This window comes from Thioclava sp., assembly GCF_048263065.1.
Lineage (GTDB): Bacteria > Pseudomonadota > Alphaproteobacteria > Rhodobacterales > Rhodobacteraceae > Thioclava.
Genome location: NZ_JBLXEM010000011.1, coordinates 58,006 through 79,606 on the forward strand (window position 1 = coordinate 58,006; position 21,601 = coordinate 79,606).

At 60.2% G+C, this 21,601-nt stretch carries 21 protein-coding genes, 1 tRNA gene and 1 pseudogene; 11 read left to right on the plus strand and 12 right to left on the minus strand.

Going from position 1 to position 21,601, the window contains the following annotated elements:
* The gene (locus tag ACN0SD_RS14200; RefSeq protein ID WP_417808887.1) at positions 1–2,070 is read left to right on the plus strand and encodes a Hint domain-containing protein; all 2,070 of its coding nucleotides are present in this window, start codon (positions 1–3) and stop codon (positions 2,068–2,070) included.
* An 81-nt stretch (positions 2,071–2,151) separates the two neighbouring features.
* Here the strand turns inward: ACN0SD_RS14200 and purU are convergent, their stop codons facing one another.
* Both purU and ACN0SD_RS14210 read right to left on the minus strand, forming a co-directional pair.
* Entirely contained in the window at positions 2,152–3,039 is an 888-nt protein-coding gene (purU, locus tag ACN0SD_RS14205) for a formyltetrahydrofolate deformylase (protein ID WP_417808888.1), read from the minus strand.
* A gap of 121 nt (positions 3,040–3,160) precedes the next feature.
* The gene (locus tag ACN0SD_RS14210; protein ID WP_417808889.1) at positions 3,161–3,592 is read right to left on the minus strand and encodes a DUF1801 domain-containing protein; all 432 of its coding nucleotides are present in this window, start codon (positions 3,590–3,592) and stop codon (positions 3,161–3,163) included.
* A gap of 93 nt (positions 3,593–3,685) precedes the next feature.
* On the opposite strand from ACN0SD_RS14210, the gene ACN0SD_RS14215 reads away from it, so the two are divergent.
* Positions 3,686–3,955 (plus strand): DksA/TraR family C4-type zinc finger protein, encoded by a 270-nt coding sequence (locus ACN0SD_RS14215; protein ID WP_417808890.1) that lies wholly within the window; start codon positions 3,686–3,688, stop codon positions 3,953–3,955.
* A 2-nt stretch (positions 3,956–3,957) separates the two neighbouring features.
* Here the strand turns inward: ACN0SD_RS14215 and ACN0SD_RS14220 are convergent, their stop codons facing one another.
* Both ACN0SD_RS14220 and ACN0SD_RS14225 read right to left on the minus strand, forming a co-directional pair.
* On the minus strand, positions 3,958–4,716 hold the full coding sequence (locus tag ACN0SD_RS14220) for an FG-GAP repeat domain-containing protein (protein WP_417808891.1): 759 nt from the start codon (positions 4,714–4,716) through the stop codon (positions 3,958–3,960).
* Positions 4,716–5,039, minus strand: a complete 324-nt coding sequence (locus tag ACN0SD_RS14225; protein ID WP_417808892.1) for a 2Fe-2S iron-sulfur cluster-binding protein — start codon at positions 5,037–5,039, stop codon at positions 4,716–4,718. Before ACN0SD_RS14225 ends, ACN0SD_RS14220 begins: the two co-directional genes overlap by 1 nt.
* A gap of 184 nt (positions 5,040–5,223) precedes the next feature.
* Between ACN0SD_RS14225 and ACN0SD_RS14230 the strand changes: the two genes are divergently transcribed.
* Together ACN0SD_RS14230 and ACN0SD_RS14235 are read left to right on the plus strand one after the other, a co-directional pair.
* On the plus strand, positions 5,224–5,769 hold the full coding sequence (locus ACN0SD_RS14230; protein WP_417808893.1) for a peptidoglycan-binding domain-containing protein: 546 nt from the start codon (positions 5,224–5,226) through the stop codon (positions 5,767–5,769).
* A gap of 105 nt (positions 5,770–5,874) precedes the next feature.
* Entirely contained in the window at positions 5,875–7,896 is a 2,022-nt protein-coding gene (locus ACN0SD_RS14235; RefSeq protein ID WP_417808894.1) for an ASKHA domain-containing protein, read from the plus strand.
* A 60-nt stretch (positions 7,897–7,956) separates the two neighbouring features.
* Here ACN0SD_RS14235 and ACN0SD_RS14240 read toward each other — a convergent pair whose 3' ends face one another.
* Entirely contained in the window at positions 7,957–9,078 is a 1,122-nt protein-coding gene (locus tag ACN0SD_RS14240) for a CaiB/BaiF CoA transferase family protein (protein ID WP_417808895.1), read from the minus strand.
* Complete coding sequence (locus tag ACN0SD_RS14245; RefSeq protein ID WP_417808896.1) at positions 9,075–10,295, minus strand: acyl-CoA dehydrogenase; 1,221 nt, start codon at positions 10,293–10,295, stop codon at positions 9,075–9,077. Before ACN0SD_RS14245 ends, ACN0SD_RS14240 begins: the two co-directional genes overlap by 4 nt.
* Before the next feature lie 133 nt (positions 10,296–10,428).
* On the opposite strand from ACN0SD_RS14245, the gene ACN0SD_RS14250 reads away from it, so the two are divergent.
* Entirely contained in the window at positions 10,429–11,322 is an 894-nt protein-coding gene (locus tag ACN0SD_RS14250; protein ID WP_417808897.1) for a LysR substrate-binding domain-containing protein, read from the plus strand.
* Here the strand turns inward: ACN0SD_RS14250 and puuE are convergent.
* The gene (gene puuE, locus ACN0SD_RS14255; protein WP_417808898.1) at positions 11,319–12,734 is read right to left on the minus strand and encodes an allantoinase PuuE; all 1,416 of its coding nucleotides are present in this window, start codon (positions 12,732–12,734) and stop codon (positions 11,319–11,321) included. The genes ACN0SD_RS14250 and puuE overlap by 4 nt on opposite strands.
* A gap of 171 nt (positions 12,735–12,905) precedes the next feature.
* On the opposite strand from puuE, the gene ACN0SD_RS14260 reads away from it, so the two are divergent.
* Positions 12,906–13,418, plus strand: coding sequence for a winged helix DNA-binding protein (locus ACN0SD_RS14260; RefSeq protein ID WP_417808899.1), 513 nt, complete (start codon positions 12,906–12,908; stop codon positions 13,416–13,418).
* A gap of 16 nt (positions 13,419–13,434) precedes the next feature.
* Here ACN0SD_RS14260 and ACN0SD_RS14265 read toward each other — a convergent pair whose 3' ends face one another.
* The 3 genes from ACN0SD_RS14265 to ACN0SD_RS14275 form a co-directional block, all read right to left on the minus strand.
* Positions 13,435–14,736: a TRAP transporter large permease gene (locus tag ACN0SD_RS14265; protein ID WP_417808900.1), complete on the minus strand. Its 1,302-nt coding sequence runs from the start codon at positions 14,734–14,736 to the stop codon at positions 13,435–13,437.
* A gap of 5 nt (positions 14,737–14,741) precedes the next feature.
* A complete protein-coding gene (locus tag ACN0SD_RS14270; protein WP_417808901.1) occupies positions 14,742–15,266 on the minus strand; it encodes a TRAP transporter small permease subunit in 525 nt (174 codons plus the stop codon).
* Between the two features lie 78 nt (positions 15,267–15,344).
* Positions 15,345–16,310: a TRAP transporter substrate-binding protein gene (locus ACN0SD_RS14275; protein WP_417808902.1), complete on the minus strand. Its 966-nt coding sequence runs from the start codon at positions 16,308–16,310 to the stop codon at positions 15,345–15,347.
* 136 nt (positions 16,311–16,446) lie between these two features.
* Here ACN0SD_RS14275 and ACN0SD_RS14280 point away from each other — a divergent pair, with 136 nt between their 5' ends.
* The 5 genes from ACN0SD_RS14280 to ACN0SD_RS14300 all read left to right on the plus strand — a co-directional run bounded on the left by ACN0SD_RS14280 (position 16,447) and on the right by ACN0SD_RS14300 (position 19,540).
* A complete protein-coding gene (locus ACN0SD_RS14280) occupies positions 16,447–17,217 on the plus strand; it encodes a 5-oxoprolinase subunit B family protein (protein WP_417808903.1) in 771 nt (256 codons plus the stop codon).
* Complete coding sequence (locus ACN0SD_RS14285; RefSeq protein WP_417808904.1) at positions 17,214–18,233, plus strand: biotin-dependent carboxyltransferase family protein; 1,020 nt, start codon at positions 17,214–17,216, stop codon at positions 18,231–18,233. Before ACN0SD_RS14280 ends, ACN0SD_RS14285 begins: the two co-directional genes overlap by 4 nt.
* Positions 18,234–18,236: 3 nt before the next feature.
* Positions 18,237–18,992, plus strand: coding sequence for a LamB/YcsF family protein (locus ACN0SD_RS14290; RefSeq protein WP_417808905.1), 756 nt, complete (start codon positions 18,237–18,239; stop codon positions 18,990–18,992).
* A gap of 191 nt (positions 18,993–19,183) precedes the next feature.
* Positions 19,184–19,260 (plus strand) — tRNA-Met (locus ACN0SD_RS14295).
* A 106-nt stretch (positions 19,261–19,366) separates the two neighbouring features.
* Positions 19,367–19,540 carry a hypothetical protein gene (locus ACN0SD_RS14300; RefSeq protein ID WP_417808906.1) on the plus strand — a complete coding sequence of 58 codons (174 nt, stop codon included), beginning with the start codon at positions 19,367–19,369 and terminating at the stop codon, positions 19,538–19,540.
* A gap of 318 nt (positions 19,541–19,858) precedes the next feature.
* Here ACN0SD_RS14300 and ACN0SD_RS14305 read toward each other — a convergent pair.
* Both ACN0SD_RS14305 and ACN0SD_RS14310 read right to left on the minus strand, forming a co-directional pair.
* Positions 19,859–19,948: pseudogene (locus ACN0SD_RS14305) on the minus strand (hypothetical protein); the annotation flags it as partial.
* Positions 19,949–20,090: 142 nt separating this feature from the next.
* On the minus strand, positions 20,091–20,891 hold the full coding sequence (locus tag ACN0SD_RS14310; RefSeq protein ID WP_417808907.1) for a recombinase family protein: 801 nt from the start codon (positions 20,889–20,891) through the stop codon (positions 20,091–20,093).
* Positions 20,892–21,601: the final 710 nt, after the last annotated feature.

Here is a 21,601-nt window from a genome sequence, read left to right on the forward strand (position 1 = left end):
ATGGCGACGATCACTGGTGGCACGGGCGATGATACCCTTTCCGGTGGCGGAGATGACGATGTCATTTCCGGCCAAAGTGGGAATGACGACCTGCATGGTGGCGCCGGTGACGACATTTTGGTCGGCGGTCTGGGAAACGACACTCTCGACGGTGGTGATGGCGATGATACGCTATGCGGGGAGGATGGAAACGACAGCCTGGACGGCGGCATGGGGGACGATTCTCTTTCGGGTGGATCGGGGGATGATACCCTGGTCGGTGGCGAGGGGAATGATGTTCTCTCTGGTGGAGGCGGCAATGACGCACTTTACGGCCAAGAAGGCGCAGACGTCGTTTACGGCTATGCGGGCAACGATACCATCGCGGGTGGATCGGGCAATGATTTCATCGACGGTGGCAGCGACAGCGATGTGATCAGCATCGGCGACGGCGGAGGTAATGATACTGTTTATGGTGGTGGCGGCGGTGTCGATAGCGACACGCTCGACCTTAGCCAGATTACGGGGCCGGTAACGGTAACCTACACCGGCGACGAGGCGGGAACCATCACCGACGGCACCGACACGATCACGTTTTTTGAGATCGAGCAGTTGATCCTGACAGATCAAGCTGATGCTGTTCATGGTGACGCGGACAGTACCGAGATCAATGTTGATGGTCGCGGCGGAGACGACAGTCTTGACGGTGGATCAGGCAATGACACCCTGCTGGGTGGTCTTGGCAACGACAGTCTCGACGGCAACGATGGAGATGACCTCCTTTCAGGTGGTGACGGATCAGACAGCATTTATGGTGACAACGGCGCGGACACCATATTGGGCGGCGCGGGTAATGATGAATTGGACGGAGAGGCTGGCTCGGATTTCCTGGACGGTGGTGCGGGCGCAGACACGCTCGACGGTGGCGCCGGCAACGACACCCTATTGGGTCAGGACGGAGATGACGAACTTTATGCTGGAGCCGGCGATGACACAATTGACGGTGGTGCCGGAGACGATTTCATACTGGGCCAAAGCGGGGACGACTCCATCTCCGGTGGGGCTGGCAACGATACGATAACAACCGGTACCGGGGATGATCTTGTCGTCTTCGAACAATACGGAGCAAACGACACAGTTACCGATTTCGACATCAGTGACACAGACGATGACGGAAATTCCAACGACCAACTGGATGTCTCTGACCTTCGCGATCTGGACGGAAACCCGGTCAACATCTGGGATGTGGTCGTCACTGATGATGGTTCAGGCAACGCCGTGCTTACCTTCCCCAAGGGGGAGACGCTAACGCTTCAGGGCATAACTCCTGCGCAGATGACCGGGCAACAGATGATGGCGTCTGGGATACCCTGCTACGCACCTGGCACGTTGATCGACACACCGGATGGGCCGCGCGCAGTGGAAGATCTTCAGATTGGCGATCTGGTCAACACTCTGGATCATGGGCCACAACAGATCCGCTGGGTCCGCAATGGCGAACACTCGCTGAAAGAGGTTAACATAGATGGACAACCCGTACTAATCGCCGCTGGTGCGTTAGGGAAAGGGCTGCCAACGCAAGACCTGATCGTGTCGCCGCAACACCGGATGCTTGTCGGCGGCGATGGGCAGTTGGATGGCTGGTTCAAGACGGAAGCCTTTGCCCCGGCGAAATCGCTGACGGCGGTGCAAGGAATTCGCCACATGAAGGGGGAACAAACCATCACATGGTTTCATTTCGCCTGTGACCGGCACGAGGTCGTTACGGCCAATGGTTGCCTTTCGGAATCGCTGTTGCTTGGGCCAATGGTGATAAAAGCGCTTGCGCGTCCGGAGCGGCAAGAGTTGACCGCCATTTATGGTGCTGCGGCCTCGCCTGACGCGGCCCTGAACGGGCCCGCCGCGCGTGAGTGCCTTAAGGTCGGTGAGGTGCGGCGGCATATTGCAACGTGCAAGAAAAAAAAGGAACAACGCATCGTAAAAGAAATCAAGAAATGGGATGTCGACCTTACGATGGAACAGTACAATGCTGATCAGTTGGGGCTGAAACCTACAAAAAGCCAGAAACCTAAACTCAGGCGCGTGGTCTGAGGTATTCGGTGGATCAAACTATAGAGCCGACCTTCGTCGTTCTGCAGCGAAAGCTCAATATGTCCGCCAAAGCCAGCCCTTTCACCCCATGCGCTCACTGGCATAAGATCCCGGTGACGCGGGAAAGACCACCGTCTTGTTATCATTGATAAAGACGCGATGATGGATATGGGCGTGAATGGCGCGTGACAGCACTTGCGCCTCAACATCGCGGCCAAGGCTGACGTAATCATCGGGGCTTTGCGCGTGAGTGATGCGCACGGTGTCTTGCTCGATAATCGGGCCTTCATCCAGATCAGCGGTGACGTAATGCGCCGTCGCCCCGATCAGTTTCACGCCGCGCTCATAGGCTTGTTTATAGGGATTCGCGCCCTTGAAAGAGGGCAGGAACGAGTGGTGAATATTTATGATCCGCCCCGACATTTTCTGACACAACGCGTCCGACAGAATTTGCATATAGCGCGCCAAAACGACCAGTTCGGCCCCGGAGTCCTCAACCACCGAAAGCAGGCGTGCCTCGGCCTCGGGCTTGTTTTCCTTGGTCACCTTGATGTGGTGAAAGGGGATGTCGTGATTGACCACCACTTTCTGATAGGTCAGGTGGTTGGAGACCACGCCCACGATCTCGATCGGCAGCGCGCCGATGCGCCAGCGATAGAGCAGATCGTTCAGGCAATGGCCGAAATTAGACACCATCAAGATGACTTTCATCTTGTCACCGGCGTCGCGCACCGCCCAATCCATCGCAAAACTCTCGGCAAGCGGCGTGAACGCGGCGCGGATCGCATCGGCCCCTGCGCCCTTTTCCGAAACGAAGCTGACGCGCATGAAAAACTGCCCCGTCTTCGGGTCGTCATATTGATGCGAGTCGGTGATGTTACAGCCCTGATCGGCCAGCACATTGGCGATCCCCGCCACGATCCCGCGGGTAGAGGGGCAGGCGACGGTCAGAACATAAGCAGCGGTCATGCGGGCATCCTTTCAAACTCAGCGCCAAGCCTTAGCGCGCAGGGGTTGCAGGCACAATCGGGGTTAAACGCGTGCTTGGCTGAGGGAAATGCGACGGCGCGGCGATAAAAAGCGGCGCGTGTCAGAACGCACGAAGCTGGCGCAGATGATAACGCAGCGCATGTGCGATCAACAACGAAAGCTTGTCTTCGGGCAGTGCCGCGCCGGGTTCAAAATGAACCGCGCGATTGCCCTCATAGGTGAAATCCTGCGGGAAGCGATCGCGAAATGTCGGGATAATCCGGCTTTGGCAATGCGCGTAGATCGCAAAACCGCCTGTTTTCGGCACGCCCAAGCGCAACGTCGAGCCTGCTTTTGTCTCGGGCGTCAGATAGGCAGGCTGGCCCCATTTCAGCGTCTCCTCGATCCGCCCGACCTCGGGTAGGCGCGCCGCCACCGCGAAGATCATCGCACGCAGTTGTAGCAACCCGGCGCGCAACTCGGCGGGGAAATCAGCAAAACGGCGCGCGACCTGCGGGTCGATGAAAGGCGGATCAGCGAGGGGTCCGGTCATCGGGCAAGCCTACCCGAAACCATGCTGTTTCCCTACTGATTTTGACGCGCCACGCCCTGCGCCCTAGGTTATAAATGGCAATGGAGGTGCAACATGGCAGGCGGCTGGGCAAAAGATGGCGCGGTGAGCGAGCAGATCGAAGCCTCGATCAATGACGAACTGGCACGCCTCAAGGCGCAGCGCGGCCCCGTGGGCGACAGCTTGGCCTATTGCGCGGAATGTGGCGAAGAGATCCCCGAGGCCCGACGCGCCGCCCTTCCTGGCGTCAAACTTTGCGTGGAATGTGCAAGCGAACGCGATGCGAAAAATCGCGGTCGGGGCGGGATCAACCGGCGGGGATCGAAGGACAGCCAGTTGAAATAGGCTTAGATTTCGCAGGAAAGTGCTGCGTCGAAGGCTGCGGGCGATGTATCAGCCCCAAGCTCCCGACGCGTCACGCGCCCATCAGGCATCAGCCGCAATGCCACAAGCTGTGACCAGTCGAAACTTGCCACGATCATCTCCGTCTGTTGGCCGCAATTGCGCAGACCGCCTAACGCGTGATCGGCCCCGAAATGGTGGTCGGTGATTTTTAGGCCACGCCCGATCTCGGTTAGCTGGCCGGGCGTGTAGCGATAGATCACCAGCTTGCCCAGGCGATGAGGCGCGTCGATCAGCGCGATCTCGGATTTCCCGTCGCCATCCAGATCGCCCGCGCCGATCACGGACAGCCAGTGATTACGCTCGCCGACGAACGGGCCATCTGCCGCCAGAATCGGTTTGCCATCCTCTAGCGTTAGCACCAGCAACCGCGATCCCTGCGTCAGACTGGACTGCACCGTGATGATTTCCGGCACGCCATCGCCATCCAGATCCACAACGCGCGGCGCGGTGTCTTCCCAGACAAGATCAGAGCCAAGCGTGAAGTCATAGGTCAGATGCGTCGCGCCAGTGAACAGCCCAGTGCCATCCCCGGTTGAACGACTAACGGTGATGCGCAGGCTCTCGTATTCATGCCCCGGCCCAAGCGCGCCATGCCCGTAGCGATCGGTGGGATTGGCAAATTGGGCGGTGGCCGATAGTTCGGCGCGCGCGGGCAGGGCTGCGGCGATCAGCACGAGTGCAAGGATCGCCGCGCCGCGCATCAGATTTGCTTTTCGGGGATGTTCACGACCAGCCCGTCCAATTCCTCGGTAACCTTGATCTGGCAGGTCAGGCGCGATTTCACCGGATCGGGGTTCCATGCGAAATCAAGCATATCCTCTTCCATCGAATCCTTGGCGGGTAGCTTGTCGACCCAATCCTGATCGACATAAACATGGCAGGTCGAGCAGGCACAGGCGCCGCCGCAATCTGCATCAATGCCGGGCACGCCATTGTCGCGCGCGCCTTCCATAACGGTCATGCCGGGCTTTACCTCGATTTCGTGGCGGGTGCCGGTATGTTCGATATAGGTGATCTTTGCCATGTCAGCAGGCCTCTTTGTCGTTGATTGCTCTACCCGAAATACGACCGGGTGCCCTTCGATCTAAGGTGCTTTACTCAATTTGACCAGAGGCGGATAGAGGCGCGCGCGGGAAGCGGCGCGTTCACGGGGGATTGCCGCGCGCGCGCAGTCTTGTAATGTCGCGCCCAAGTTGACGGAGGTCGCAGTGGTGCATCACAGACAAAGTTACGGCGTGAAAGCAGCCCTGTTGATGGCGGCGCTGGCGCTGGCGGGTTGTCAGGAAACGTCTTCCGGCGCGCCCAAACGCCCGCCCCCGAAAAGCCTGCTCTCCGAGATCTCTACCAAGGCCCCCGCGCCCGATGCCAAGAATTGTTACGCCCAGATCAACACCCCCGCGCAGGTCGAAACCGTGACCGATCAGGTGCAGGTCGTGCCCGAGCAGCGCGATCCGAAGACCGGCGAGATCACCCAACCCGCGATCTATCGCGAAATGAGCGCCCAGCGCATGATCGAGGCCGGCAAGCCGCGCTATTTCCGCGCCATGTGCTCGTCTGATCTGACGCCGGGATTCGTGACGATGTTGCAACGTGCCTTGGCCGCGCGCGATCTGTATCATGGGCGCGCCGATGGCAAACTTGACCCAGCCACCGGGCGCGCGATTGCCGCCTACCAGAAGCCGCGCGGACTGGATAGCCCGACGCTGAGTTTGCGCGCAGCGCAGGAATTGGGGCTGTATATCTACACGCCCTAGCCCCCTCATAAAGATGATGACGATTTCTGGGGCCGCCGCGTCGGTTGCGGGCTTTGCTCGGGCGCGCGCAGGCCGTAAAACAGGGCAAACGGGCAGGAGCGTGACATGAGCGACGATGTGCAGGTGATCTTTACGCCCTCGGGCAAGCGGGGCCGCGTGGCGCGCGGCACCAAAGTGCTGGCAGCGGCGCGCAAGCTGGGCGTCGATCTGGATTCAGTCTGCGGAGGGCGCGGGATTTGCTCCAAGTGCCAATGCTCGCCCGGTTACGGTGATTTCCCCAAGCACGGGCTGCATGTGGACGCTGATGCGCTGTCTCCGATCAACGCGGTCGAGGAACGTTACGACCGCGTGCGGGGGTTGAAACCGGGGCGGCGCTTGGGCTGTCAGGCCGAGATCATGGGCGATGTCGTGATCGACGTGCCCCCTGAAAGTCAGGTCCACAAACAGGTGGTGCGCAAGGCTGCCTCTGAGCGCGTGATGGAGATGGACCCGGCCACGCGCGCCTGTTTCATCGAGGTCGCCGAGCCAGACATGCACGCCCCCGAGGGTGATTTTCAGCGTCTTTCGCACGCGCTTGAAAACCAGTGGGGCATTGCGGGCCTGCGCATAGATCGCGAGATGTTGCGCGCGCTTCAACCTGTGCTGCGCAAGGGCGGCTGGAAAGTCACCGTCGCCGTGCATGATCAAGGCGACGGGCCGCAGCTAACCGCGCTGTATCCGGGCTTGCGCGAAACTCCGCTTTACGGGATCGCGATTGATCTGGGCTCGACCACGATTGCGGGCCATTTGGTAGCGCTGGATGATGGTCGCGTGCTGGCCAGCGCGGGGCAAATGAACCCGCAGATCCGCTTTGGCGAAGATCTGATGAGCCGGGTGTCTTATGTGATGATGAACCCCGGCGGCGATGTTGAGATGACGCAGGTGGTGCGCGATGCGATGGGCGATCTGGCGCGAGAATTGGCGCGAGAGGCCGGGATCGACACGGGCGAGATCGTCGAGGCGACAGTGGTGTGCAATCCAGTGATGCACCATCTGCTGCTGGGGATTGATCCGGTGGAACTGGGTCAGGCACCCTTTGCGCTGGCCACATCTGACAGCATGGACCTGCCCGCGCGCGAGTTGGGCTTTGATGCAGCGCCCGGCGCGCGCGTCTATATCCTGCCGTTGATTGCAGGTCATGTGGGGGCGGATGCCGCCGCTGTGGCGCTGTCCGAGGCCCCGGAAACCCGCGAGGATCTGTCGCTGATCGTCGATGTGGGCACCAATGCCGAGATCTTGCTGGGCAATTCGACCCGCGTGTTGACCTGTTCCTCGCCCACCGGCCCCGCCTTTGAAGGGGCGCAGATTTCCAGCGGTCAACGCGCCGCCCCCGGCGCGATTGAGCGCATCGAGATTGACCCCGACACCAAAGAGCCCCGCTTTAAGATTATCGGCAGCGATCTGTGGTCCACCGACGCGGAGTTTGGCACGCCGCTGATCACCGGGATTTGCGGCTCGGGCATAATCGAGGCGGTGGCCGAAATGCGCATGGCAGGGATCGTGGACGCCTCGGGGCTGATCGGATCGGCGTCGCAGGTGGGAACGGATCGCTGCGTGCCAAATGGGCGCACCCATGAATATCTGATCCATGACGCCAGCCCAGATGGCCCGCGCATTACCGTCACCCAAGGTGATATCCGCGCCATCCAGCTTGCGAAATCGGCGCTTTATGCTGGGGCGCGGCTATTGATGGATGAGATGGGTGTGGATGTGGTCGACCGTGTCGTGCTGGCGGGCGCGTTTGGCGCCCATATCAGCCCGAAACACGCGATGGTGCTGGGGATGATTCCCGATGCACCGCTGGGTTCGGTCAGTTCGGCTGGCAATGCGGCAGGCACCGGCGCGCGCATGGCGCTGTGTTCGGTCAAGGCACGGCGCGCGATTGAGGCGCAGGTGAAACGCATCACCAAGGTCGAGACCGCGATCGAGCCGCGCTTTCAAGAGCATTTCGTCGCCGCCAACGCCCTGCCCCACGCCACCGCGCCTTTCCCCGAGCTGCGCAAGATCGCGCCCCTGCCCGATGTAAGTTTCAACACCGGCGGATCAGGCGACGAGGGTGGCGGACGACGCAGGCGTCGGCGCGGTTGATGCGTTGCAGGGGGGCGCAGCCCCCTCTGGCTTTCGCCATTCACCCCCGGGATATTTTCATCAAGAGGAAGAGGGAAGTTTCGGGGCCGGACGCGCGGGGGCAAGTGGTGTGTCAGACAGGCGGATCGGGGTGCGGATGCCAGAGATCCCCTCGGCCTCAATCCGCATCTCGCGCGCTCGCACTTGCGGGTCGTCAAACACCTGATCGAGCGAATTGATCGGGCCTGCGGGCACGGTTGCGGCTTCGAACGCGGCAAGCAGATCAGCGCGCGGCCATGTTGCGAGCGCGGGCAGTAGGCTAGCGTGTAGGGCGGCGCGATTTGCAACACGCGCCTCGTTGGATGCGAATTCGGGGTCGTTTGCCAGATCAAGGCCAAGCACCGCGCAAAGCCGCGCGAATTGCCCGTCATTGCCCACGGCAAGGATCAGATCGCCGTCGGCGGCGCTGACCACCTCGTAAGGCGCAATATTGGGGTGCGTATTGCCCAAACGGTGCGGCGGGGTGCCCGTGGCGAGGTAGTTCATCCCCTGATTGGCCAGCACGCCAACCGCACAATCGAGCAGCGCCATATCGACCAACTGTCCCCGCCCGGTGCGGATGCGCGCGGCTAAAGCCGCCTGAATGCCGATCACCGCATAGAGGCCCGTGAACAGATCGGCAAAGGCCACGCCGACCTTTTGCGGCTCGCCCGTGGGATCACCCGTGAGGTCCATCCAGCCCGCCATGCCTTGGATCAGAAAGTCGTAGCCTGCGCGGGGCGCATAAGGCCCGTCTTGGCCAAAACCGGTGATCGAACAATAGACAAGGCGCGGGTTGAGCGCGCTAAGGCTGGCGTAATCCAGCCCGTATTTTTTGAGGCCCCCAAGTTTGAAATTCTCGATCACGACATCGGCGTCAGCCACCAGATCACGCACGATTTTCTGACCTTCCGGTGTGCGAAAATCAGCGATAACGGACTGCTTGCCGCGATTGGTGGCGTGGAAATAGGCGGCTGAGCGGTTTTCGGGGCCGTCGCCTTCGCGCGCGATGAAAGGGGGGCCCCAGCGGCGGGTGTCATCGCCCTCAGGCGCCTCGACCTTGATCACCTGCGCACCCAAATCGGCTAGCACCTGACCCGCCCAAGGACCAGCCAGAATACGCGCCAACTCGACGACCTTCACGCCCTCAAGCGGAGCGCTCATGCGAAGGCCTGCAGGCCCGTCTGCGCGCGCCCCAAGATCAGCGCATGCACGTCATGGGTGCCCTCATAGGTGTTGACCGTTTCAAGGTTCACCATGTGGCGGATCACCTGAAATTCGCCTGAAATTCCGTTGCCGCCATGCATGTCGCGCGACAGTCGCGCCACATCCAGCGCCTTGCCGCAATTGTTGCGCTTGATCAGGCTGATCATCTCGGGGGCGGCCTTGGCCTGATCCATCAACCGGCCCGTTTGCAGCGCGGCTTGCAGGCCCAAGGTGATCTCGGTTTGCATATCGGCCAGCTTTTTCTGGAACAGTTGGGTTTGCGCCAGCGGTTTGTTGAACTGCTTGCGATCCAGCCCGTATTGGCGCGCGGCGTGCCAGCAGAACTCGGCCGATCCCATCACGCCCCACGCGATGCCGTAGCGTGCGCGGTTGAGGCAGCCAAACGGCCCCTTGAGGCCCTCCACATGGGGCAGCAAAGCGTCCTCGCCGACCTCGACGCCCTGCATCACGATCTCGCCGGTGATGCTAGCACGCAAAGACAGCTTATTGCCGATTTTCGGCGCAGACAGCCCCTTCATCCCCTTGTTCAGAACAAAGCCGCGGATCTTGCCGCCATGGGCATCGGACTTGGCCCAGACCACGAAGACATCGGCGATCGGCGCGTTGCTAATCCACATCTTTGTGCCGGTGATGCGGTAGCCGGTCGCGGTTTTCTCGGCGCGCGTTTTCATGCCACCGGGGTCTGATCCGGCGTCGGGTTCGGTCAGCCCGAAACAGCCGATCCACTCGCCGCTGGACAGTTTGGGCAGGTATTTGCGGCGCTGTTCCTCGCTGCCATAAGCGTAGATCGGATACATCACGAGGCTCGATTGCACCGACATCATTGAGCGGTAGCCGCTATCGACCCGCTCGACCTCACGCGCGATCAAGCCATAAGACACATAACCCGCGCCAAGCCCGCCATATTCCTCGGGGATGGTCGCGCCAAGCAGGCCCATCGCGCCCATCTCGGTGAAAATCGCGGGGTCGGTTTCCTCATTGGCGTAGGCATCAATCACGCGGGGTTGCAGTTTGTCCTGGGCATAGGCGCGCGCGGCGTCGCGCAGCATGCGCTCATCCTCGGTGAGTTGGTCATCAAGGCGCAGCGGGTCGTCCCAGCTGAATTGCCCCAGATCGGGGGCGTCTTTGGCTTTGATCACGGGTCTGTCGGTCATGCTATCCTCGCGGCCTGTCTGTCTTGGGTTGGGCGTGATCTTAAAGAAGATGGGTGGAGGTGCAAACGATAAAAATTTTGAACATGATGAGTTTTTCGCATAAACTGGCGGTGCCTTTCAGGAAGTTTAAGCCATGCGCAAAACCTATATTCCAACCGTGAGCGAGTTGCAGGCCTTCACCGCTTGTGCGCGTCATGGCACGACGACTCGCGCCGCCCAAGAGTTGAACCTGACGCAAAGCGCGATCTCGCGTTCGCTGGGCACGCTGGAGGAACGGCTGGGCGTGGCGCTGTTCAACCGGGTGCGAAAACGGCTGGTGCTTTCGCCTGCAGGGCAAGTGTTTCTGGACCGCGCTGAGGAGATTTTGGCTAGTCTCGACGGTGCCGCGATGGGGGTGATGGCCTTTGGCGGGGCGGATGCGATCTTGCGTATTGCGGTGCTGCCCTCGTTTGCCCGCAGTTGGTTGATCGCGCGGCTTGCGCGGTTTGAACGCATTGCACCGCAGATCAGCCTTGATGTGACTGCGCGGCTGCATCCGGTGGATTTTCAAAACGATCCGTTTGATTTGGCGATCATGCGCACACAGCATGAACGGCCGGGAACGCAAGTGGTGGAGCTGCTGCGCGAGACGCTGGTGGCAGTCTGTGCGCCTGATCGACTGATGCATGGCGCATTGCTGAACGATGATACTCTTTTGACCCATCCGCTTTTGCAGCAATCGACACGCCCAACGCTTTGGCTCGATTGGTTTCGCGACAGTGGCCGCGACCCGCGCCACATCCTGCGCGGCGCGCGGTTTGACCATTTCGACATGATCATGGATGCAGCGGGGGCCGGGATGGGGATTGGGCTGGTGCCCGAGATCATCGCCACCCCGGCGCTGGATCAGGGGCGATTGGTTCTGGCCTCAAATCGACGGTTCGAAACGGGCGAGACCTATTCGCTGATCCTGCCCGAGCGCACGATCGGCAGCCCACCTGTCGCGGCGTTCCAAGACTGGCTGATCGCAGAGCTGGGCGCGGGTTAAAGGTTCATTGCGCCGAGGCGATGCCATGCGATGCGTTCAACCTGCGCGCAAGCCTCGGCCAGTTCGTCGTTGCGGCTATTGGCCAAACGGCGATGAAACGCGTGCAGGATCGACGCCTTGGCGTTGTCTTTCACCGCGATGATAAAGGGAAATCCGAACTTCTTGGTGTATTGAGTGTTGAGCGCCTCAAACGTTTCACGCTCGGCATCGCTGAGCGCATCCAGCCCTGCGCTCGCCTGCTCGGATGTGCTTTCCGCTGTCAGCCGTTTCGCCTGCGCCAGCTTACCCGCGAGATCGGGATGCGCGGTTAAAACGCCCAGCCGTTCATCGGCGCTGGCGCTGCGAAAGATCCGCGCGAGGGCCGAAGCCATGCCCTCATGGCAATCATGCGCGGGGCCGAGTTCCAGATCAAAGGCGCGTTCGGCGATCCACGCGGAGTGTTCATAAATTCCGCCAAAGACCTCGACAAAGCGTGCGCGCGTCATCTGGCTGGGACGCTCACGCCGGATCGGGGGATGCGTGGCCGCCCAATGCGCCGCGATCTGGCCACGCGTGGCAAACCACACGCCCTCATGCCCGCGCGCATAATCCAGAAAGCGTCTCAGCCCGGCAACTTTGCCCGGTCGCCCGATGAGGCGATTGTGCAGCCCGACGGAAAACATCTTGGGCGCACCCGCCAGCCCCTCGGCGTAAAGCATATCAAAGCTGTCCTTGAGATAGGTGAAGAACTGTTCGCCCTCGATATAGCCCGGCGCTGTGGCGAACCGCATGTCATTGGCCTCAAGCGTGTAGGGGATCACCAGTTGGTCGCGTTCCCCGGCCTCGATCCAATAGGGCAGATCGTCGTCGTAAGTGTCGGAAATCCAGTCGAAACCGCCCTCCTCCGCCGTCAGGCGCACGGTATTAACGCTGCAACGGCCCGTGTACCAACCGCGCGGACGGGTGCCCACGACCTCGGTATGCAGGCGGATCGACTCGGCGATCTGGGCGCGTTCCTCGTCTTCGGGCATGTCTTTATGCTCGACCCATTTCAGGCCGTGACTGGCGATTTCCCAGCCCGCCTCTTTCATCGCGGCGACCTGTTCGGGGGCACGCGCAAGGGCCGTGGCGACGCCATAAATCGTCAGCGGCAGGCCGAGACCGGTGAACAGCCGATGCAGTCGCCAGAACCCGGCGCGCGCGCCATAATCGTAAATCGATTCCATGTTCCAATGGCGCTGACCGGGCCAAGGCGCGGCCCCGGCAATATCGGAGAGAAACGCCTCTGACGCCGCGTCGCCATGCAGCAGAGAATTCTCGCCCCCCTCCTCGAAATTCAGCACCATCGAGATCGCCACCCGCGCCGCGCCGGGCCATTGCGGATCGGGTGTGGTTCGGCCATAGCCACGCAGGTCGCGGGGGTAGCGGGTCATCAGGGGGCGCTCCGTCATGATCTCTAACCGCCTTAGAAGAAAGCAAATCGCGCCAAAGGGAAAGCCCCCATCCGCGCCGAAGGACGGTCAGGTTGGCAATGGACAGGATATCAATGAATTGACTATGATCTGTTGGTGTAATCTAGACAAATTATCGGAGTTCACCCCGACATGGCCACAGGAAACCGCCGCATCGTCTCGTCTCGACACCTTGCTGATGGCCCGACTTGGGAGGCATCGGAATACGAATACGGGCTGATCATCGCTTATAACAGCTTTGCGAGATGGATGCAGCGCTGCATGGGCGCGGCTGGCATGGCCGAGTTGTCGCCGCTTGAGATTTTGGTCTTGCATAACGCCAACCATCGCAATCGCGAAAAACGGCTGAGCGATATTTGCTTTCTACTCAATATTGAAGACACCCATACTGTCACTTACGCGCTGCGCAAACTTGTGAAGATGGAACTTCTGACCTCGGAAAAGCGCGGCAAAGAGGTGTTTTATCGCACGTCCGACACCGGGCAAGCGCTGTGTGATCGCTACCGTGTGGTGCGCGAGGAATGCTTGCTGGAGCCGATCGAAAAAGGCGGTCCCGACGGGGCAGAACTGCGCGAAATCGCCGCCGCGATGCGCGTTTTGTCGGGCCTTTACGATCAGGCAAGCCGCGCGGCGTCCTCGCTTTAACGCCCCCGCGCGGGGGTTATTTCCCCATCGCACCGGGTAGGAATGTCACGATTTGCGGGAACAACGTGATTAGCAGAACGCCCAGCAGTAACAGCCCAAAGAAGGGGAAGGCTGCGCGCGCGATTTTCATGATATTGAATCCTGTCAGCCCTTGAATGACGAACAGGTTAAAGCCCACGGGCGGGGTGATCTGGCTCATCTCGACCACCAGCACCAGATAGATGCCAAACCACATTGGGTCGATCCCAGCCGCCTGCACCATCGGCAGAATGATGGACGTGGTCAGCACCACCACCGAAATCCCATCGAGAAAACACCCCAGCACGATAAAAAACACCGTCAACACCGCCAGCAGCGCATAGGGCGACAGGCCAAACGTTCCGATCCAAGCGGCCAAATTGCGCGGAATTCCGGTGAAGCCCATCGAGACTGACAGCACCGATGCGCCCATCAAGATAAAGGCGATCATTGCACTGGTGCGGGTCGCTGACAGCAATGCCTCGATGAAATCACGGCGCGAGAATGTGCCACTGGCCACCGCAAGGATTAACGAGAATACCACCCCAATCGCGGCAGCATCCGTAGGCGAGGCAACCCCGGTATAGATTGTGCCAATCACGCCTCCGATCAGCGCCACAACCGGCAGTAAATTGCGTGAGGCGCGCAGCTTATCGCGCAGGCTTGGGGTGCCCTCCTCGGCCGGGATCATGCCCGGATTGAGCCATGCCCGCAGCGCGACATAGCCGCCAAACAGCATCACCAGCATTAGCCCCGGCAAAATGCCCGCGATGAAAAGGCGCGCGATGGATTGCTCGGTCGCGACACCGTAGACGATCAGGATCACCGAGGGCGGGATCAGAAAGCCCAGCGTGGCCGAGCCCGCCAGCGTGCCCAAAATCAGGCTTTCGGGATAGCCGCGTTTGGTCAACTCGGGCACCGACATGCGCCCAATCGTGGCAGCGGTGGCGGCAGATGACCCCGACACGGCAGCAAAAATCGCACAGCCCAGCACGTTGACATGTAATAGGCGTCCCGGCGCACGCCCCAACCACGGCGCGAGGCCGCTGAACATGTCTTGACTGAGCCGCGAGCGCAGCAATACCTCGCCCATCAGAATGAATAGCGGCAACGCCGCCAGTGGCCAGCTATGGCTGTTGCCCCAAAGGGTCGTGGCCATTACCAGCCCGGTCGGCGCGTTGGAAAAGAAGGTCAGCCCCGCCAGCGCAACCACCAAAAGCGACAGCGCCACCCAAAGCCCGCCCGCGAGAAGCAACAACAAAAGCCCCAGCAAAATCGAGAAAACAACCGGATCAGACATCGCGCTCACTCCACCGTGTGATCGACAATGACCGAGCGGCCCGCGCGCAGGCTTTCGATCAGCGTATCAAGGAAGGCCACGCTAAGCAGCGCCAGCCCCGCCACCATCACGCTTTGCGGCATCCAGATCGGGATCGCGATGATGCCGGTGGACTTATCCCCGTAATGCCAGCTTTCCATCGCCATCGCCGCGCTGAACCACGTCGCATAGACGCTGGTCAGCGTTGCGAGCGCCAGCGTGACACATTCGAACACCCAGCGCGGGCGATCGGACAGTCGTGAGATTACCAGATTGACGCGGATATGTGTCCCATGGCGCAGCGTATGCGCCAGCGCAAGAAAGCTTGCCGACGCCAGAAGATAGCCCGAGAAATCCGCGTAAGACGGGATTGTGAAAGACAGGTCAGGTCCACCCAACCGTGCCAAGATATTGAGGCAAACTTGCGCACTGACCAACAGGCAAATCGCAAGGATCGAAAGGGCGGCCAGCCCTCCGGAATACAGATAGGCGTTATCAAGCAGCCGGCGCATGGCGGATCGCTCCTGCAAAGGAAAAGAGGGCTGAAAAATTGCGGCCCGTCTTAGGGAAAAGACGGGCCGGAGCATTGTTTAGTTGGCTTGATAGGCCTGTAAGACGCTCATCGCGTCGGGGCTGGCCTTTTCTTTCCATTTCACCAGCATTTCATCGCCGATCGTTTGCAAGCCAGCCTCAAGTTCAGGGCTTGGGTCGACGATATGCATCCCGTTTTCTTGCATCACCGCAATCTTGTCGGCGGCCTCTTTCTTCGACATCTCCCAGCCGCGCGTTTCGGCTTTGGCCGCTGCCGCCATCACCGCGCTTTGCTCTTCCGCGCTGAGGCGATCGAACGCGCGCTTGTTGACCACAACGATATTCTTGGGCAGCCAAGCGTCGATCTTGGTGTAGGTATCAACGAAATCCCAAGCTTTGGAATTGGCCCCGGTCGAGGGCGAAGTGATCATGGCCTGCACCTGTCCGGTGGTGAAAGCCTGCGCGATATCAGAGGCTTCGACCTGCACAGGCGCGGCCTTGGCCATCATCGCGAATTCCTCAAGCGCGGGGTTATAGGCACGAAACCGCAACCCGGCGAGGTCATCCACCGTCTTGATCTCGCCATTGGTATACAACCCTTGGGCCGGCCATGGCACGGAAAAGAGCGGCATCAAGCCCTGCTTGGCAAGCAACTCGGTGATCACAGGTTTCTGCGCAGCCCACAGCTTGGCAGCTTGGTCATAGCTGGTGGCGAGAAAGGGCTGACTGTCGACGCCAAAGGCCAGATCTTCATTGGCGAGCGTTGACAAAAAGAACTCGCCGATGGGCACTTGCCCCGAGCGCACAGCGTTCTTGATTTCGCTATGGGGAAACAGCGAGCCTGCGGAATGCACCGCAATTTCCAGCTTGCCATCGGTCGCGCTGGACACGTCCTTGGCGAAATCGCGGATGTTGATGGTGTGGAACGTCGTGTCGCCATAGGGCGTGGGCATGTCCCAAGTTTGCGCCTGCACGCCACCGGCCAATCCGATCGCCGCAGCAAGGGTTATCGCGAAATGTCGCATCTTCTCTCTCCTGTCGGGTTAGGGCGGGGTTGGTCCTCGCTCACTTTCATAACGTTGACATTTTGTCGGTGATTTGAAATCAAAGTCAACGAGAAGTTTGTGCCCGCACCGCCCAAGCCCCGCAGCGAAAGTCGATATGACCGTTGAAGATGCCCTTTTGCCGCCAAGCGCTGGCCCTCAGGATGTGCAGGTTTTACCGCTTGGGCAGGATGGCATTCTGGTGCGGTTTGCGTTGCGTGCAGAGCCATGGGCGATCTCGGCGGCGCAGGCGTTTTACGACATCGCCCGCGCGGCCCCCCTGCCCTTTCTGCACGAGATTGTGCCAAGTCTGACGTCGGTTTTGTTTCGCGTTGACGCCACGAAAACCACCCGTGCAGAGTGTGCCCGCCAGATTGCCGAGCTACTATCGCAGCGCGACTGGCACGCCGCCACGCCGCAACCCGCCAAGCGGATCTGGCGCATTCCTGCGGCCTTTGGGGGCGAAAATGGCCCCGATCTTGAAGCTGCCGCCAAGCTTGCGGGTCTCAGTCCCCATGCCGCCATCGAGATGATGACAACTACGCCGCTGCGCGTTCTGGCCATCGGGTTTGCGCCCGGTCAGCCCTATCTGGGCTTGCTGCCCAAGCCGTGGGATCTGCCGCGCATGCAAAGCCTCAACCCGCAGGTTCCCAAGGGCGCGATTGCGGTGGCGGTGCGCCAGTTGGTGCTGTTTTCCAACGCGTCGCCAACTGGTTGGCGCCAGATTGCGCGCACGGCTTTTGCGCCGTTTCGCCCCGATGCCGAGCCCGCTGTGCCGTTGCGGGCAGGCGATGCGCTGCAACTTGTGTCGATCTCGGGCGATCAATTATCTGGGCTGCTTGCAAGCGGCGATCCGGCAGGCGGCGCGATCTGCGAGCCCCAGACATGAGCGGGCAGATCCTTATCCTCAAGGCCGGGCCGGGGCTGAGCGTGCAGGATTTGGGTCGCGTCGGGCAAACCCATATCGGGCTGTCACGTGGCGGCGCAGCGGATCGTCTTGCGCTATACGAGGCAGCAGCGTTGCTGGGCCTGCGCGCGCCCATCGCTGCCATCGAAATGGCCGCAATCGGGGGCGATTTTGAGGTGACGCAGCCCACTCGCATCGCGCTCAGCGGTGCGCCGATGCGCGCCTCGATTGACACACGCCCTATCTCGTGGAGTGCGAGCCACCTCTTGCAGCCGGGTCAGATCCTGCGCATCGGCGCAGCGACGACCGGAGTGTATGGCTATCTCACCTTTGCGGGCGGAATTGGAATCGCGCCAAGGCTTGGCAGTCGCGCGACCCATCTTAGCGCCGGGCTTGGCGCGGCTCTAAGAGCCGGTGCGCGCCTGCCCCTTGGTCGTGATAACGCCCCTGAAACCGGCGCGCGCGTGTTGCGCTGCGACAACCGGTTCAAGGGCGCCACATTGCGCTATATCTCTGGCCCGCAAACCGAGTTATTCGATGCCGTGACCCGCGCGCGCTTTGATCAAACGACGTTTACGCGCAGCCCTTCCGGCAATCGTCAGGGCGTGGCGCTGGACTTTGAGGATGCTTTATTCGCGGCGCAGGCACCTGACGGGTTGGCGTCGGATTTCATCCAAGAAGGCGACATCCAGATGACCGGCACGGGCCACCCGTTCGTGCTATTGGCCGAGTGCCAGACCATCGGCGGCTACCCCCGGATCGGCACCGTTCTAAACTGCGATATTCCCAAGATCGCGCAGGCCCCGGCTGGTGCGCCACTGCGCTTTGCCCATGTCACCTTGGCCGAGGCAGACCGGATCGCGGCGACCCAAGCGGGTCTGTTGCAAAACCTGCGCCGCCAGACCACAGATTTGATACGCGATCCACGCATGATCCCCGATCTGTTGGGCTATCAACTGATCAGCGGTGTCACATCGGGGCGCGACCCAGAGGAGTAAGCGATGCGCAAAGTCGATCTTAATTCGGACATCGGCGAGGGTTTTGGCCCTTGGGTGATAGGCAATGACGCGGGGCTGATGGAGGTCATAAGCTCGGCCAATATCGCCTGCGGATTTCACGCGGGCGACCCCAATGTGATGGCGGCGACGATGGCGCTGGCGCAGGCTCGGGGTGTGAGGCTTGGCGCGCATCCGGGGTTTTACGATCTGCAGGGTTTCGGGCGGCGCAGGCTGGCGCTGTCACATCGTGAAATCAGCAATATGATCACCTACCAACTGGGCGCGGCGCAGGCGATGGCGCGGGCTGCGGGCGGCGACTTGCGCCATCTCAAGCTGCACGGAGCACTGTCGAACATGGCCTGCGAGGATAGCGAGCTGGCGCGTGTCTGTTTTGAGGCGGCGCTGCGCGTTCAGCCCGATCTGGTGATTTTGGTGCAACCGCAAACCGCCATGGATCAGGTGGTGCGCGATCTGGGCTGTGCTTGGGCAGGTGAGATTTTCGCCGATCGCGCCTATAACGATGACGCCACGCTGCTGGATCGCACAGCGCCCGGAGCTGTTCTGCACGACCCTACCGAGATCGCCGCGCGGATGCTGGAGATGCTGCAAGCGGGCGCGATCATCGCACAATCTGGCAAGCATATCCCCTGCCGCATCGACACGATCTGCGTGCATGGCGACACCGCAGGCGCGCTTTTGGTGGCGCGCGCGTTGCGCCAAAACCTTGAGGCGTCGCAAATCACCATCGCCCCGCTTTAAGCCCGCGTGCGCTGGGTCGAACAAGATGTACGCCTAGCCAGTTCCTGAGGCAATCTCTGTGAAACCAAGGTCGCATAGCCAGCGCCCGAACGCCCGGTTCGATCCCTTGCAAAGCTGTTAAAAAATCTTCAAACTTTCTGCCCACAAGGCATTGCGCTTCCCAACGCGGTGGCCTATCTAGCCCCCATTGGCGCGGGGTGGAGCAGCCCGGTAGCTCGTCAGGCTCATAACCTGAAGGTCGTAGGTTCAAATCCTACCCCCGCAACCAACACTAATTCGCCAACGTAATCAGTGGCTTGAGTTTTATCACTCAGGCCCTTTTTGCGTTTGGTATCTAGGCTCAGCAATAGAAGTTCAGCCAAGGCGCCCTCGAGATGAACCGAGAGTTTGCTGTCTGGCTCTATCGGGGCGAGCACAATCCGATCAATCAGACCGCGCAGCGCCTCTTTGGCTTCCAGCATTCCGTCTGGCTGTTGAAGTCGGGCGATCAGGTTGCTGATCTTCTCACGGTAGGTCTCGGCCATCTTGGGGTAAATGCGGATCGGTGAAGGGGCTGGGTCGCGTTCGAGCTGTGCTTCCAACTCGATCCGGCGCGCGTCGAGCGACAGCATCCGGTCTTTGACCTGATCGGCAGGAACGCCTGCGATGATCGCGTCGACCAGTTTGGCGTGGTCGGTTTTAACTGTGGCGAGCTCTTTGGTAAGGGCATTGCTGTTTTGCGAGGCCGTGGCCTGCAAGCGATTGCGCTCCTTGGCGTATTCCTCGCAGAACACTGCCAAGGCATCTTGATCCATCAGGTTGTTTTGCAACGCACCAAGCACCAGCCGTTCGAGCTCGTCCTGCGAGATCATCGCCATGTTGGTGCAGTATGCTTTGCCTTTGTTGCGTGCAGTCGAGCAGCCAAAGCTGTGTTTGTTTACCTTGGAAAACCGGCCACCACAGCTGCCACAGGTCATCAGGCCGGAAAACAGTATTTTGGGGCGTCGGCGATCCCAGCTGGGCACGTTGGTGTTCTTGACCTTCAAAGTGCCTTGGCGTGCGCGCACGGCGTCCTATAGCTCTTGCTCAATGATCCGAAGGCGGGACCTCTGTAATGACTCAATCGGCCTCGGGGTTCAGGCGTGAGATCCGCTTTCCCGTGTCGGGGTCTTCTACATAGGATAGCCGGTTCCAAATTTGACGACCGATATAGAGCTCGTTGTTGAGGATACCTGTGCCGCGCTCGCGGTTGCCATGCAGGGCTGATGGACCCCAGCCGCGTCCGGTGGGGCCAGGAATACCCTCGTCATTCGGCGCTTCAGCGATCTTCTTTGGCGATAGGCCCGCGGCATAGTCCTTGAATATCCTCCGGACAACGCGAGCTTCGGTTGGATCGATCGTGCGATCGCCACAGATCGGTTCGCCGGTATTATCGTAACGCTTGGCGTTCTTATAGCCATAGGCCTTACCACCTGCAGATTTGCCAGCAAGAGCCCGGCCTTTGAGGCCCCTATGGGTTTTGATTGCGAGGTCTTTGATAAACAGAGAGTTCATCGTGCCCTTGAGACCGATGTGCATCTCGGAGATGATGCCCTCTGAGACCGTCTCAATCATCACATCGCGAAACTGCAGCTTTTGATAGATCGCAGCGATGTCGGCCTGATTGCGCGATAATTGATCAAGCGCCTCGGACAAGATGACATCAAAGGTGCCGTTTTGAGCATCGCGCAGTAACTTCTGGATGCCACTTCGCATCAGGCTGGAACCAGAGACTGCTTTGTCGGAATAAACCCCGACGACCTCCAAGCCCTGTCGTGCTGCATGCTCCTGGCAAGAGCGGATCTGATCCGCAATCGACGCATCGCGCTGCATGTCTGTAGAAAATCGGGCGTAGATTGAGGCGCGAAGAGGCTGGGTCATCTTCGGCATCCTCTCAAGAAGATTACGTCTCATCCGTATGACCAGTGTGGGCCAAATCGCGGGCGAGGGCTCTAACAAAGGTGTGAAGTGTGTCCCTAAGATGAGAATCCTTCGGCGGCTTTGCAAGTGAAAGATGAGGGGGAGATGCATTAACGGACGGGGCAGCCGGGGGCTGCGCCGTCGTCCGTTTGGCAATGTCTTTCCTCTCGCGCGCCATGGCGTAGGGGCTCCGTTCGCCGCAAACTGTTAAAGCAGGGGCGTTATTTATGCTGTTCGTCGATTGGTCTTTGAGACCGGGCATGAGGATAAGATACGGTAAACAGAAGTAAAATTCCGCTCCTAAAGATCGATTGGCGGAATGATATTTGTGGAAAACCTCCGTAAGAATCTGATAATAAATAGATTTACGAGATCAGTGCCGCCGCTTGATATGGCTTTGGTCGGAGGTCATAGATTTAGGGGGATTTGAAAAGGGCTCGTCCCTTTTGCCGGATCCAGCGTGGTCGCTGGTCGCAGTCTGCAATATTGAGCTTTGCTCCAATTTGCGGACGAGAAGGGGTCAAGGGTGTATCCCCCCTTGCGAACGTGAAGTTGTGGGCACCGCAACTTCATTAGTTGTCCCATCCCGGATGAGGGGGTGCGGACGAAAAGTTGGACTATCTTGGAGATAGTTCATGTACAGCTACGAAGACCGAATGCGCGCGGTTGAG